The 14,997-nt window shown below is 51.4% G+C and carries 10 protein-coding genes and 2 tRNA genes; 4 read left to right on the top strand and 8 right to left on the bottom strand.

The genetic code is table 11. The features are described from left to right. Window positions 1-4: 4 nt before the first annotated feature. Genes H581_RS0118170 through H581_RS0118160 form a run of 3 tightly spaced genes read right to left on the bottom strand, consistent with a single transcriptional unit; the run spans window position 5 to window position 3,778 of the window. Complete coding sequence (locus H581_RS0118170; protein WP_028611266.1) at window positions 5-1,357, bottom strand: helix-turn-helix domain-containing protein; 1,353 nt, start codon at window positions 1,355-1,357, stop codon at window positions 5-7. Beyond that, window positions 1,332-2,783: a sensor histidine kinase gene (locus H581_RS0118165; protein WP_028611265.1), complete on the bottom strand. Its 1,452-nt coding sequence runs from the start codon at window positions 2,781-2,783 to the stop codon at window positions 1,332-1,334. Before H581_RS0118165 ends, H581_RS0118170 begins: the two co-directional genes overlap by 26 nt. Further along, window positions 2,780-3,778 (bottom strand): substrate-binding domain-containing protein, encoded by a 999-nt coding sequence (locus H581_RS0118160; protein WP_028611264.1) that lies wholly within the window; start codon window positions 3,776-3,778, stop codon window positions 2,780-2,782. The genes H581_RS0118165 and H581_RS0118160 overlap by 4 nt, the downstream gene beginning before the upstream one ends. 255 nt (window positions 3,779-4,033) lie before the next feature. Between H581_RS0118160 and H581_RS0118155 the strand changes: the two genes are divergently transcribed. Both H581_RS0118155 and H581_RS0118150 read left to right on the top strand, forming a co-directional pair. Beyond that, window positions 4,034-5,698 (top strand): hypothetical protein, encoded by a 1,665-nt coding sequence (locus H581_RS0118155; protein ID WP_028611263.1) that lies wholly within the window; start codon window positions 4,034-4,036, stop codon window positions 5,696-5,698. Window positions 5,699-6,076: 378 nt separating this feature from the next. Beyond that, entirely contained in the window at window positions 6,077-8,833 is a 2,757-nt protein-coding gene (locus H581_RS0118150; RefSeq protein WP_028611262.1) for a glycoside hydrolase family 2 protein, read from the top strand. 62 nt (window positions 8,834-8,895) lie between these two features. On the opposite strand, the gene H581_RS0118145 is transcribed toward H581_RS0118150, so the two are convergent. After that, window positions 8,896-9,315 (bottom strand): GNAT family N-acetyltransferase, encoded by a 420-nt coding sequence (locus H581_RS0118145; protein ID WP_051250921.1) that lies wholly within the window; start codon window positions 9,313-9,315, stop codon window positions 8,896-8,898. A 332-nt stretch (window positions 9,316-9,647) separates the two neighbouring features. Here H581_RS0118145 and H581_RS0118135 point away from each other — a divergent pair, with 332 nt between their 5' ends. Then, on the top strand, window positions 9,648-11,027 hold the full coding sequence (locus H581_RS0118135; protein WP_036718793.1) for a M48 family metallopeptidase: 1,380 nt from the start codon (window positions 9,648-9,650) through the stop codon (window positions 11,025-11,027). Between the two features lie 85 nt (window positions 11,028-11,112). Here the strand turns inward: H581_RS0118135 and H581_RS0118130 are convergent. The 3 genes from H581_RS0118130 to pdxR form a co-directional block, all read right to left on the bottom strand. After that, window positions 11,113-11,189 (bottom strand) — tRNA-Pro (locus H581_RS0118130). 8 nt (window positions 11,190-11,197) lie between these two features. Beyond that, window positions 11,198-11,273 (bottom strand) — tRNA-Thr (locus H581_RS0118125). A 109-nt stretch (window positions 11,274-11,382) separates the two neighbouring features. Then, on the bottom strand, window positions 11,383-12,795 hold the full coding sequence (pdxR, locus tag H581_RS0118120; protein ID WP_036718791.1) for a MocR-like pyridoxine biosynthesis transcription factor PdxR: 1,413 nt from the start codon (window positions 12,793-12,795) through the stop codon (window positions 11,383-11,385). Window positions 12,796-12,905: 110 nt separating this feature from the next. Here pdxR and H581_RS0118115 point away from each other — a divergent pair, with 110 nt between their 5' ends. Next, a complete protein-coding gene (locus tag H581_RS0118115; RefSeq protein WP_028611258.1) occupies window positions 12,906-13,430 on the top strand; it encodes a pyridoxamine 5'-phosphate oxidase family protein in 525 nt (174 codons plus the stop codon). A 71-nt stretch (window positions 13,431-13,501) separates the two neighbouring features. Here H581_RS0118115 and H581_RS0118110 read toward each other — a convergent pair whose 3' ends face one another. Further along, window positions 13,502-14,821: a hemolysin family protein gene (locus H581_RS0118110; RefSeq protein WP_028611257.1), complete on the bottom strand. Its 1,320-nt coding sequence runs from the start codon at window positions 14,819-14,821 to the stop codon at window positions 13,502-13,504. Window positions 14,822-14,997 lie beyond the last annotated feature (176 nt).

Raw genomic sequence — 14,997 nt, 5'->3', positions numbered from 1 at the left:
ACCATTATTTACTTTTGTTACGGTATTCCGAAGGGGGAAGCCCCGTTACTTTCTTGAAGACGCGGCTGAAATAATTCGGATCATTGTACCCGACCTCGAAGCAAACCTCCTTCAGGCTTAAATGACCTTCGGCCATCAACGCTATCGCCTTATCGATCCGAAGGCCGGTTACATAATCGATAAAGGTCGTGCCTACCAGCTGCTTGAAGATTTTGCTGAAATAATGAGGATTCAAATGAACGTGGTCGGCCACCTCTTCAAGCGAGAGCTCTTCGGTATACCGGCTTTGGATATAGCTCTGCGCCCGGTCCAGCACGGATTGCGTATGCTGCTCCCGCTGTTCTCGTATGCGCTGCATGGCTGTCAGAACGTATGCTTGGCGGGCGGAATCCGCGTGATCCGCCTTCACCGACCGATCCCCAAGCTCCTCGTTCAACAGGCCGTTCCGCTGCGTCAGCTCATCGAACCGGCACACCTTGCCGCTTTGCTCGTAATAGGTTGAGGCGAACACGGCCTCGAAATACGATTTGCGCAGACCCTCGGCCCCGGATCTCGTCGTCCCTATTCCGATGGATGCTTCTGCTTCCAGGAGCCTGGCTGCAAGCGCGCGCAGCTCTTCGCCGAACGACGAAGTCCGGTCCTTCCAACGCTCCTCCGCCGCGGTTGGCGATTTTCGAAGGAAGACCGCCATGTGCCGGTCGATCATGGAACTGACGATGCTGTTCTTCTCGAAGGATTTAACGTAGCTCCTAACGGCGTCGGCTATCTTCGGTTTATGATCGGCTTGCATGATTTCCGGTAAAGCAAGAACGAAGGCGCAGCCTTGATCGAGAGGGAAGTCCAGCCAATCGGACAGCTGCTCCGGCTGCGTATCCGTAACCGGATTGATCATGAGCATCATCGCCAGCTCGTTCTCTGCGAGCGGCAGCAGCTGCGACAGTTTAGCCTTGAGCTCGAGCTCCTCGGAGCGCTTGCGTTTCTCATCGTCAAGCTCTTGCATAAGCTGCTCTAACGTATGAACGATCTGCTCCCGTCCCGCGGGCTTGACGAGGTATTCCTTAACGCCGAGCGACAGCGCCTCCTTGGCGTACGCGAAATAATCATAGGCCGTCACCATGACGAATTTGGCATCCGGCAGCTTATTCTTAATTTCCCGGACGGCTTCCAGTCCTTGTATGCCGGGCATATTCACGTCCATCATAATAATATGAGGGCGATGCTCCTCGGCCCGTTCGATCGACTCGCGCCCGTTCGCCGCATGAATGACCTGGAACCGGTCAGGCAGCATGCGCCGAATGATCCATTCCAAGCCTTCGCGCTCCAGCGCCTCGTCATCCGCGATCAGAAGTCGGTACATACGCTTGTTCACCTTCCTTTTGCTCCGGGATCAGAATCGTAACCGTTGCTCCTTTTCCCGGCTCACTCTTGATGTCGATCATAGCGGGCTTATCATAAAATAACTGCAGCCGTTTGAACACGTTTCTGGTGCCCAGTCCCGTAGACTGTTTGTTATCCGTCCCGGCTTCGAGCCGCAGCAGGCTCAAGCGTTCCTCCCCGCTCATTCCGCGGCCGTTGTCCGTCACGGATACGGATACCCCTTCCGGCGACCGCGAGATGCCGAGACGAATCATCGCGCCGCTCTCCATCTGCTCAATCCCGTGCAGGAAGGCATTCTCCACAAGAGGCTGAAGCGTTAACGCCGGAATCGGAACGCGCAGAACCGTGTGATCGATGTCCAGCTCGAGCCGTACCCGGTCCCGGAAGCGGGCTTGCTGGATTTTAAAATACGCCTGCACATGCCGGACTTCATCCTGCAGAGTCACCGGCTGGTCCAGGTTTCGCAAATTGTACCGCAGCAGGTTCGACATGGACACGATCAGATCGCTTGTCCGCTCGGCTCCTTCCAGCAGCGCAAGCTTGGATAACACATTCAGCGTATTGAACAAAAAATGAGGATTAATCTGACTCTGCAGCGCATGCAGCTCCAGCTCCTTGACGAGGCGGTCTTTCTCTAAGCTTGCTTTGTCCTTCTCGATGAATACGGACAGGTCGTTCGACATTTGTTCGAGCGCCTCCGATAATGCGCCAAGCTCATCGCTCGCGCGAAACGGCGAAGGCTTTGCCTTCAGCTCGCCTTTGGAAATTTGCTTGGCCCGGGCGACCAGCCGGTTGACGGGACCGGTAACGCTGCGGGAAATCCAGACCGCAATGAGGATGCTCATCAGCGTATTGATGACGAATACGGCGGCGCCAAGCCGGTTCATCCGGTTATTCTCGGCTTGTATGCGTTGATAGACCGGCTGATAGAAGTCCAGCTCCTGGTCAACAAGCAGCTGCCCGTCCTCGCGGATGAAGCCGGCTGTCTTCTCCGCCTCGGCGTATAGGGCGAGGGCGGAGCGGGGAGTCTGTCCCTGCGCGGCGTCGAAAGCCGCCTGCTCTTGCTCCATGAACGTATCGACCATATGCACGTAGTTCTCCAGTGCCGCTGCATGATGGGAGTAATGTAACTGCTCCTCAAGAGCCGCGCGTTGGTCCCGTAAGCGAAATCGCGCCTCCTTCAGCTGCAACCGGCTGCTGTCATTCGGATTCAGCAGATAGATATACAGCCTGTTAAGAGTATCGTCGGTTGTCCGGACGGAAGACTTGTACAATAACAGACGGTCCATCATCATATGATAGCTTTGCTGCACGAGCTTGCCGCTCTGATACAGAAAGAAGGAGACCGAGCCTACGAGCAGGACGAGTAGAGGGATGAAAATGAGCAGCTTCGTACGGATCGTCATCGCTTATCGTCTCCGTTTCCGCCATCGTCAACCGTACGGCGATTCAGCACGTTAGCCGGCGTATACAGCTGCTTCGGGAGCTTCTTCCCTTGGAAATGGGCATCCAGCTGAACAATCGCTTCGCGTCCGATCTCATAAGGCTGCTGCACGATCGAGGCCATTATTTTTCCTTCCCGTATGCCGGTTAACGTTTCCTCCAGGTCATCGAAAGCAAATATCCGCAATTGTCCGGAGCTCGTCCGTTCCGCAGCCTCCAGCATGCCGATCCCGTCCAATGCGCTGAATCCGACCAAATAGCCGACCTTCGGGTATTTCGATAGAATATCCTCCGTTTCACTGGCCGCCTGCAGCCTGGAAATGTTCGACGAACGAACCTGTGCGACGGCAAGCCCCGGGTAACGTCCGATCACCTCGCGGAAGCCGTTAAGCCGGAGCTGCTGATTCGGCGAGGCTTCATTCCCGATCAGGGCGGCAATTACGCCTTGTCCGGAGGACGCCTCCGCCACGAGCTCTCCCATTCGTTTGCCCGCTTCATAATTGTCGGTGCCGACATAGGTCAAGCGTTTGCTGCCGGGCTCGTCCGTATCCACCGTAATGACCGGGATCCCCTGGCTAACGGTTGTGTCGATGACCGAACGATAGCGGGGATCATTCAGCCCTTGCAGCAGAACCGCATCTACTTTCGAGGCAATCGCTTTCTCGAGCAGTTTGATTTGTTCCTCCGGATTGATGCGGTACGGACCCTCGTAATCGAGCAGGAAGCCGTACTTGCGGGACGCATCCCGCGCGCCTGCTTCGATTGACCGCCAATAAGGGTTATCCAGCTCCTGCGCGATAAACACGACGTGACGGGCTGCTTCCATGCTTTCGTTTACTTCAAATATAGGCTGAATCAGCGCCCGGATGCGAACCGTTGAGAACAGGAAGCTCAGCAGAAAGCAGGCGAATAATAGGAACAGGACGGCGATCCCGATATTCCATTTTCGATTTGACATAGTGCTTCTCCCTTACAGCATCCATTTAGAGGCTAATTATACAAGAATCCAAGCGTAATCGAAAGGCGCGGCCGGCGTTAGTTCTTCAAATATAAGACTTTATAAGTTTAGCACTTATAAATGGGCTTATATTTCATCGAGAAACGGTTGCGTCCTCAGACAGGGACACCGATAGGCGTTTCTGCTTACTATACAATTCCGGCGCCAGCCCGTATAATTTAGTAAAAATTAGGGGATGGGGAGCGTGACAGCCAGATGGATAAAATTTGGAAGTATAAGCTGCATTATATCATTGTAATGCCGGCTATTTTATTGATTTTCATTTTTAAAATATGGCCTTTTTGCTACGGTATTATTTTGTCCATGGAAGACTATAAACCGTTTTCAGGCATCTTTTCCAGCGAATGGGTCGGATTTCGGCATTATATCCATCTATTTCAGAATCCCGATTTTCGTCAGGTGCTTGCCAATACGCTTGTGATCAAAATCGGATATGTATTGGCAAGCGCTATCGTCGCGTTCGTCGTCGCCCTGGCACTCAGCACAATCCGCTGGAACGGATGGAGACAGATCTTCTCGGCATTGTTTTTGCTGCCTTTTTTTCTGCCTTCCGTCGTCATCGCAAGCGTAGCGATCTATGCGTTCTCGCCTTCGCAATCGCCGTTTTCCATGGGGGAAAATTTCCTGCTTGCCGATCCATCCTCATTCCGGCCGCTCGTCATCCTTACGGAGCTGCTGAAAACATGCGGCATTCCGATAGCGGTTGCTCTTGCCGCCATTGCAGCCAAGTATGGCAGCGATTCCGGGAAAGCGCGGGATCCGGGCATTCCTGGCGGAAGCTTCATGCAATGGCATGTATATCCTGCGCTTAGAGCCGTAACCGCTTTCGGACTGCTTCAAATGTCCGCAGTGCTAAGCACCGATTTCGAGCTCATTCACAGCCTCGTTAATCCGTTAGTCTCCGAAACCGGAGATACGCTCGATACTTTCAGCTATCGGGCAGGTCTTCTTCAAGCGGAATTCAGCGTCGCAGCAGCGGTTGGCATCATTCAGCTTGCGATTCAGCTGTTATTCACGTTAGGGGCGTATTTCATCGTAAGGGGATCGTTTCTAGTAGATTTATTCAGCCGTTTCTCCGTTCCCAGGATCGCGCCGGCAGGCATGGGGAGCGGCGCAGCCGGAATCATCATTGCCTCCTTATACGCCGCAGCTGTGATTGTACCGTTATACTTGCTGTTCATCCATCCTTTTACGCAAAGCGGAGGGGTAGGGCGTTCCGTATTCGACTGGCTGCCGGCCGGCAGTTTGGTTTCATACCTGTTTTTGAATTTTGCCGCCGTTATCATCCATCTGCTGATGACCGTTACGCTGGCATATCCGTTAACCGTCAAGGATTTGCCCGGACGCGGGCTGTATAAACTGTTTTTGCTGTTCGCACTCGTCATTGGAACGGGGACGATAAGCGAGTTTATGTTTTTTCATGGCGCCGGCATGATCGGTACGTTATTTCCGCAGCTATTTACCGGTTTCTTTCATATTGTGAGCGTATTTGTGCTTAAAAGCATCTTCAACAGCAAATATGGCGATTTGAAGGCGAGGGCGGCTGCGGAAGGAAGAGGAGAGCTTCATACGTTGTTTGCCTTGTTTATTCCGAAAATATGGAAGCCGCTGCTGGCGCTAGGCATTCTGCAGTTCGTTGCGCTTTGGAATTCGTATCATCCGTCTCTGTTATATACAACCAATCCGCAATCGTTCTCGCCAATGCTGCGCTTCATGCAGCTGTCCCATTCGGGAGAAGCGGCTGCTCCGGAATTTCTGCAGCTCGGAGCGCTGCTTAGTTTGCCGCCGATCATCCTGTTTCTGTTGTTCCGCAAATGGCTGACCTCCGAAGTGTTATTAAGTCAGATTCGAAAGCTGTAAAAACTGTGAAAAAGTTATACATGAAAACAGGCAAAGCCACCTCGCAAACGGAGGGACCTTGCCTGTTTTTTTGGCTGGGGCGATATTGGTCGTGCACTCATCACCTGTTTTACTCACCAACGTGCTCTGGATCGTTATAATTTGCAGTCAATTCGTCAACACGTTTATCGAAGCGATCTGTTGTCCAATTTTTTCAAACGTGAATTTTATTAATTTAAAAGTTCATTATACTAACTATTTCAAACGATTTGTTGACAAATTAGTTTATAAAGTCGTATTCTGTTTACGAAATAGTTGTTTTTCTTTTATTTAATTAACTATTGGATTAATAAAATGAGAAACGATTTTTACATCCGCATGGAGAGGTTGTGAAGACAGATGATGACGAATACGGCAAACGCCGCCCATACCGATGTTCCGCGGGCGGAATATCCGCGTCCGGACTGGCAGCGAACAGAGTGGCTTAATCTGAACGGAAGCTGGTCCTTTCAATTTGATCATGAGAATCAAGGGCTTGCAGCGAATTGGCATCAGTCGGACGCCGGGCAATTTCAATCCGAAATTACGGTTCCGTTCTCGTGGTCAAGCCCGCTGTCCGGCATCGGCAGCAGCGATAAAGGGATTGCCTGGTATTACAGGGAAGCGGATTGGACTCCGGCAGATGCCGGCTCCCGCGTGTTTCTTCGCTTCGGCGCAGTCGACTACAAATGCGATGTGTGGGTGAACGGACAAGCGGTCGGCACGCATACGGGCGGCTACGGCACCTTTGAATTTGATGTGACGGATGTATGGGCTGCGGATGCGGCGAATAAAATTATCGTTCGCGCAGAAGATTTCGATCACAGCTATCAAGCGCGGGGCAAGCAGGGCTATGGTGAAATACGCGGCATATGGCAGTCGGTATGGATGGAAGCCAGGCCGCGAAACTATGTTCGCGAATCCAAGTTCAACACCCGCATCGACGGTACCGTCGAGGTGACGACCACGATTATCGCGGGTCATCCAGGTCAAGCGAAGCTTTCCTTTTCTTTTGCCGAAGAGGAGGTCTCCCACCAGATTGAAGCACTCCTGGCAGAGGGGAGCAATGTGATCCGGACGTCGTTCGTGATCGATCAGCCCAAGCTGTGGAGTCCGGAAGCTCCTTATCTGTATGAGGGGGAAGTGAGCCTATCCAGCGCAGGCCGGACCGATAACATCCATACGTACTTTGGCGTGCGCGAGGTCGGAACGGCTATCGTCGGCGACCGGGATTACCGCTGGATTACCTTGAACGGCAAGCCGGTGTATTTGAACGGAACGCTGGATCAATCCTTCCACCCAACCGGATTTTTTACTTATCCGACGGACCGGGAGATGCAGGAGGAGATCTATCTGCTGAAGCGGCTGGGTCTTAACTTCGTTCGTATCCATATTAAGCCCGAAGAGCCGCGCAAGCTATACTGGGCCGATAAGCTGGGCATTCTTGTGATGGAGGATATGCCTTGTTTCTGGGGGGACCCGGACGAGCAGGCGAGGGAAGCTTACGAAAGCGAAGCGAGCGAGCTCATTGACCGCGATTATAACCATCCGTCGATCTTCTCCTGGGTTATGTTCAATGAAACCTGGGGACTGAAGACGAATAGCAGCGCCGCTTCGCTGACGGCTGACGACAGGCGCCCGCATAACTATCTGCCGCAGACGCAGGAATGGGTTCGCCGCATATACCGCTGGGCGAAGCAGGCAGACTCGACACGTATTATTGAGGATAATTCGCCTTGCAATTATGACCATGTGGAATCCGACCTTAATACATGGCATTTTTATATTAACGGCTACAAAGAGCTTCGCGAGCATGTTTCGGAAGTGGTCGAGAAGACTTATGCCGGCTCTGCGTTTAACTACATCGGAGGAAATAAACAAACCGATGCGCCTCTGATGAACAGCGAATGCGGCAACGTGTGGGGCATCGATGGCGGTGCCGGTGACAGCGATCTGGCATGGCATTACCGTTACATGATGAATGAATTCCGCCGTCATGACAAAATGTGCGGCTTCGTCTTCACGGAATTCCGCGATGTCATCAATGAATTCAACGGTTATTACCGTCTCGACGGCTCGGATAAGGATTTCGGCTACGAATGGTTCGTGCCGGGCATGACCGTTGCCGATTTGCACTCGCCTGATTTTATCGTCATTGACGCTCCTCCTTGTCAGACGCAGGCTGCGGGCTCCAAGGTATCGGTGGAGCTTCTGCGCTCCAGCTTCTCGGATCAGTATCACGGCGAGACCCTGCAACTGGCCTGGGAGCTGTGGCACGATAATCTGGGAACGCGCACCGTTGCGGAATCGGGCATCGAAGAGGTGGAGTGGAATGGTTACGGCGTAAGTCGGCTTGAGCCGCTTTCCCTGACACTCCCGGACCAGGATGCCGCAGCCGTGCTTGCCGTCCGTCTCTTGACGGCAAAAGGCAGTGTCATTACCCGCAATTTTATTGCGTTCGATGTTCGCAGCGGCGAGCCTCAAGGGCGGTATGAAGCCGACGGTCAAGTGATAAGCGTGCCGGTGGGCAGTTATTCGGACAGCGATTGGCCGTATAGCTGGAACGCTCTGCAGAATCATAAGGCGAACGGAGGCGAAGCCGGCCATTTCACTTATGAGGTTGAGCTTCCCGGGTCGGAGGAGCAGGCGGCGATATATGCTGTGGAGCTTTACTTTGAGGCGAGCGCCAAGCGTTTGCTGAAGCGCAATAAAGGCGAGAGCGAGGCCGCAAAGCTGGATATCTCGTTCATGCACGGCAAGCTGGCTGATCCGGAATATAACGGAAACACGTATTTTATGACCGGCTCTGAGCGGCATGCATCCAAGCTGAATGTACGGATCGACGGGGAGCTTGTGGATACGATCGTGCTTCCCGATAATCCGGCTGACAGCCGCGGCTTATTGTCCTGGCATTACCAGCAGGTAAGCAGAAAGCTTGAGGAAGCGGGCTCCTATGGTTACCTGTGCAAGGTGACGGTGCCAAGCGCGCTGACTTCTAAGCTGAACGCATCCCGCAAATTCAAGCTGCAGCTCGAAGCAACCGAAGGCGGGCTCGCCCTCTACGGGCGCAACGCGGGCCGTTACCCGATCGATATCGTCGTTCATCTTAAGGGTTAACCGCGAATAGCAAAAAGAAACGGCTGCGCGTATGGTCATCCAAGGCCGGACGCGCAGCCTTTTTATGTGTCTAGGATCTTAAACATTCCCGTCATTCCCGGCGCATGATTGGAAAAGCCGAACCGTTCATAAAACGTATCCTTGCCATGTGAGGCGAATAGACCGACAAAGCCTGCTCCTGCGCAATGGGACTCTACATAAGCGAGCAGGCTGTCCATGATCCGCTTGCCGAGTCCTTCGCCTTGATGAGCAGGAAGCACCGCGACATCCTGGATATAATAGTACATAGCGCCGTCGCCAATAACCCGCCCCATGCCTGCTATTTCACCGCTGCACAGGATAACGACGCCGTATAAAGACCGTGCCAGCGACGGGCCTGACATTTCCGTATTTACGCTGCCCCAGCCGACAGCCTCCCATAACGTCCGGTGCTCCTCAACGGTCGGGAGACGTTTTATTAATTCATAGGATCGTATTGTCATCGACTAGTCACCTCTTGGAAAGAAAATCAATTTACAAACATTTAGCACTAGTATAAACGGAAAGTTACGAATTTGTTAACGATTTTGTTGCGAGAAGCCGAATAATATCTTGTAAAATAGACGAAGAAGAATGGAGGCTTACGAATATGAATGTTCCGACGGGCGTATGGATCTTTGCAGGCATTATTGTAGTATTACTTACTTGGATGACTCTCTGGATAACGAAGAAGGCTTATTCGAAAAAATGGGAAGAATCCGATCAGTGATCCTCCTCGAACGGATCATGATCTTATAAATACGGGTGTGAACGTTTTTTGGGGGGGAAGCGGCAATTGAATGACAATCACTTGGACTCATCTCTTATTCATATGAAAGAGAAACGATATTTTATCCTTGCGCTTATTTTTAGTGTTTTGGCGTACATGGCTCTCATCATTTCCGTTTTATTTATTGTTATAATACCGATTCTAATCCTGCTCCCTTTATTTGCGCAAGCCGTTATGATGGCGAATATTCGAACGAATGGCGTACGGATATCGCCGAGGCAGTTTCCGGAGGTCTATGACCTCGTGCAGGAGCAGAGCGCAAGGATGGGCTTTTCCACTGTTCCTGACGTGTATGTGATGGAATCCGGAGGCTTTCTGAACGCCTTTGCCTCACGATTTTTTGGACGTAATATGGTTGTGCTTTATTCGGATTTGTTTGAGTTGATTCAAACGGGCGGCAGCAGGGAGCTTGCGTACGTGATTTCTCATGAGCTTGCGCATCACAAACGTAATCATCTCGTCAAGCAGCTGCTCATTATACCCGCTTTATGGTTTCCGTTCATCGGAGAAGCGTATTCGCGAGCATGCGAATATACTTGCGACCGGATGGCGGCCTACTACACAGGCGATGCGGAAGCGGCCATGGATGGCTTAACGGTTCTGGCGATCGGCAAGACGCTATATAAACGGGTTGACCGCGAGGAATATTTGCTACATAGCAGCAGAGAGAGAGGGCTCTTCGTCTGGCTCGCAGAGAAGCTGTCAACGCATCCCCCGCTGCCGAAGCGTATTTACGCCATTCAGCAATTTGCAGGAATAACGCCGTCAGCCGAATTCAAATCGTCCAAAAAAGGACTCGTCATTGCAGGAATCGCCGTGCTGGCGGTTGCCGGCTCGATTACGGTCGGGGTCGTCTTCTCGAAAGGGATTATGCAGATTGCGGATACTTTCATGGATTCGGCATCCGAAGACGAGCTGCTAACGGCAGCCTCCGAAGGCGATATGGAACGGGTGCAATCCTTGCTTGACGACGGCATTAATCCGAATGTGACGGATGAAGAGGGCTGGACGGCGCTCATGTGGTCGGCACAGTTCAACGATACGGAGATGGGCAATTTGCTGCTGGATGCGGGAGCCGATCCGAACCAGGTGGAGGTAAGCTACGAGGAGACGGCGCTAACCGTTGCCTTATATAATCAAAGCCATGAATCCGCGGCGCTTCTGCTTGAGCATGGAGCCGATCCTAATTTGCAGGACAGCTTAGGCTGGTCGCCATTAATGACGGCGGCATCAGGAGGCGATATGGACGCCGTGCAGCTGCTGATTGATACCGGAGCCAACCCTGGGCTGACCGATTCATCGGATCTGACGGCAGCAGATTATGCGTACGAGAACGGGTATGAAGAGATCGCTGCCTGGCTCCAGAGTCGGGGAGAATCGATATAACGGCAAAAAAAAGAAGCTTGAGTGATCAAGCTTCTTCTTCGAATATATTAGGCTTATATTTCACAGCGTAAATTTGTATACATCATGGTCGGGACGACACGATTTGAACATGCGACCCCCTGGTCCCAAACCAGGTGCTCTACCAAGCTGAGCTACGTCCCGTGAAAAGATGGTGCCGTCGAGAGGACTTGAACCCCCAACCTACTGATTACAAGTCAGTTGCTCTACCAATTGAGCTACAACGGCATCTGTTTTTCGTGAAGCACAAGAAATATTATTACACAAAAGCCAAGTTAAATGCAACTGTTTTTTTGAAATTGGATTTGCCCTTGCAGCGATAGGTGCAGGAGGAAGTCTAGTGTGAAAACCACGCTTTGCCGAGAAGCTCTATTCCGGTCTCGATTTCCTCCACAGATAATCCTCCGAAGCCTAACATGACAAGTGATTCCGGGCACTGTGCCGGGTAAAGCCAATGCTTGAGGGGAGAATACACCTTGCATCCAGACTGTTCGCCGCGCTCGATGAGCCAGCTCCTCGACTTGCCCTTCACATCAAGCAGAATATGGAGGCCTGATCCGTCTCCGATAATTGTTGCTTTGTCGCCCATATGCTTCGAAACGGCTGCCGTCAGCGCCTTGTGCTTCATTTGATAGAGGCGTCTCATTTTTCGCACATGTCTTGCATATTCTCCATTTTTCATAAAGAGCCAGACGGCTTGCTGAATAATCGGCGATACGGGCTGGTTGTAATCCTGAAGCCATTGATGAATGGACCGCATGAGCTCTGGCGGGATAATCATGTAGCTGAGCCGCGCTGCCGGCAGAAACGACTTCGAGAAAGTGCCCAGATAGATGACCCTTTCCTGTTTATCCAGCGCTTTAAGCGAAGGGATCGGTTGGCTGTAATAGCGGAATTCGCTGTCGTAATCATCCTCGATAATATATGTCCCGTTCTCTTCAGCCCATTGGAGCAAATGAATGCGTTTCTGGATCGGAAGGACCATTCCGAGCGGGAATTGATGAGAAGGCGTGACGTATACGGCCTTCACATCGGCGGCCCGAAGCGAATCCAGCCGAATGCCGTCCTGTTCCAGCGCTATGGGGGTAAGCTTGCAGCCATGGTTGATCAATACGGTCCTAACGCCATGATAGCCGGGATCTTCCATGCCGACAGCGGTTCCTCTTAAGGGCAGCAGCTGGCATAACATGCTGACTGCCTGCTGCGTTCCTGCGCTAATGATGATTTGATCAGGGTGGCAGGCGACGCCGCGCGATTGAAATACGAGATTTGCGATTTCTGCGCGCAATCCTTCATGACCAAGTCGATTGCCATAGCCGAGCACTTGGGCGTCCGCCGCGGACAGGGTCTCGACCAAGCACCTCTTCCACGTCTCCAAGGGAAAGCGGTTAAGCTCAACATCTCCGTACTGAAAATCATAAGCATACTGCCGGCTCGTTGCCTCGGTATTCTCGAACAGCGGTTCAGCGGCGGCCGATTTCATGCTGATGCTCAGCTCATCGAGCGGCAGGACGAGATATCCGTTCCGCTCCCGGCTTTGAATATATCCTTCCGCCAGCAGCTGTTGATAGGCCGACTCTACCGTGTTCTTGCTTATGCTTAAATGCTGCGCCAGCTGTCTGATGGACGGCAGCCGGTTTCCTTCGGCGATCGCGCCATTCTCGATCTGCGAACGGATGTAGTGGTAGAGCTGCATATAAATCGGCGTTATGCTGCGGGTGCCAAGCAGCGGAGTAAATCCTAGGCTCATCGCGTTCTGTCCCCTTCGATTATGATGATTCTGTCACTTTTAATGGTTACAAGAACCTTTTATAGTTGAACATATCACAAATCATATCATTCGAGAAGGGGAGTTTATCCATGTTTTCTGTGCGATTAAAGAAACGCGAATGTACGGACCCGGCGAAGGTGGAGCAATTCCTCGCGCAGGCGAAGACGGGATTTCTTGGGCTTGCTGACGGGCGTCAACCCTATGTCGTTCCGCTTAATTTTGTTAAAATCGGAGATTCGTTTTATTTTCACGGTGCGGAAGAGGGACGGAAGCTGTCGATTATGAGGGAGAATAACGAAGGCTGCTTTACGGTAAGCGAGCATTATGGCACGATTACAGATCCGGTGCCTGCCAAGACCGATACGGCGTATATGAGCGTCATGGCTTTCGGCCGCATAGAAGAAGTCACGGAACCGGACGAGGCATGGAAGGCTATGCAGAGCTTGCTGGACAAGTATGTGCCGTGTTATTACGATCAACCGCTGGCGAAAGCGCATCTTGAGAAATACCGGTCTTCAATGGGGAGCGCAACCGTTGTATTCAAGCTGGCCGCGCGTCAGCTGACTGCGAAGGAGAATGAAACATCCCCCGGCCAAATGTATGGGCAGGGCTGACTAAGCCGTGCAAAAGGCTGTCCCTTTGCCATTCGAAATGACCAAGGGACAGCCTCTATGCTTTTATATGATTATGCCGTTTCGCCTTCGATTGCCGGTACATTTTGCTGAATAAGAAGTTCAACCTTGCGGATACGGTTTTTGCTTGTTTCGCGGATAATAAATTTAAATTGCTCGAAATCATGCTCCTTGCCCGGCTTCGGATCCGATACCTGGCTGTATAGCCAGCCGCCGACCGTATCCACATCTTCATCCTCGAAGTTTGTGCCGGTCAGATCGCTAAGCTCGTTCAACGACACTTTGCCGTCCAGCAGATAGCAGTTGTCTGCGAGCTGTTCGATTTCCTTCCGTTCGTCCGCATCGAATTCGTCACGAATTTCGCCGACGATTTCCTCTAATATATCTTCGATCGTAATGAGGCCCGATGTTCCGCCGTACTCATCCACCAGGATGGCGATATGGACGCGCTCCTGCTGCATGCGCTTAAGAAGCATCTTAACCGGCGTTACCTCAGAAACGCTAAGTACGGGATGAACAAGCTTCTTGAACTCTAATTCACGATCGGTTTCATACTCCAGAAATAACTGCTTCGTATTAATCATTCCGACGATATTGTCCTTGCTTTCCAAGGCGACAGGGAAACGGGTATACTGCTCTTTTCGAATGATTGCCATGTTTTCCTGCAGTGATTTGTTCGTGTATAAGCAGATCATATCGGTGCGGGGCACCATTATTTCTTTGGCCAGCAGCTCGTCAAACGCGAAGATGCGGCTTACGTATCCATATTCGGTGTTATTAATTTTACCGCTTTGGAAGCTTTCGTTCAGAATAATTTGAATTTCTTCCTCCGAGTGCGCTTCTTCATGATCGGTAGCCGGCTTTAAGCCGAACAAACGAACGAGTCCGTTCGCCGAACCGTTGAGAAGCCAAATGAACGGATACATAATCATATGGAAAAAAATGATCGGTTTCGCCGTTAAGAAGCTGATAAACTCCGCCTTCTGGATCGCCCACGTTTTTGGCGCAAGCTCGCCGACGACGACATGAAGAAATGTTACTGAAATAAATGCGATTAAAAAGGATAAAATATGACTGATGTCACTGTTTAATTCCATTCGTTCAAATAAGGGTAAAAGCATTTTTTCAACTGTTGGTTCTCCCAGCCAGCCAAGCCCAAGCGCTGTAATCGTTATACCTAATTGGCAGGCTGACAAGTAGGCATCCAGATTGCTCGTAACCCGTTGAACGGCAAGCGCGTTCTTCCGGCCTTCTAGCACTAACTGATCGATCCGGCTGGAGCGAAGTCTGATGATGGCAAACTCCGTAGCAACGAAAAAAGCAGTTAATAAAATTAGAAGAGCAATCATGAATAAATTGAATCCTATACCCATTTTCGATTCTCACTACCCTTTTTTATATAAATTTTTTTATGCTTATGATCTACTATAACGAAAAATAGCCTGCTATGACAAACGCCGTATGCAACGATAACGGCCTTTTTGGCGCTTTAAAAACGATTTATGGAGATGGAAAAGCTCATTATCATCGATTTTCGAGCCTTTACAAG

Source organism: Paenibacillus harenae DSM 16969 (assembly GCF_000422465.1).
Taxonomy (GTDB): domain Bacteria; phylum Bacillota; class Bacilli; order Paenibacillales; family Paenibacillaceae; genus Pristimantibacillus; species Pristimantibacillus harenae.
This window is presented reverse-complemented; position numbering and strand designations above follow the sequence as displayed.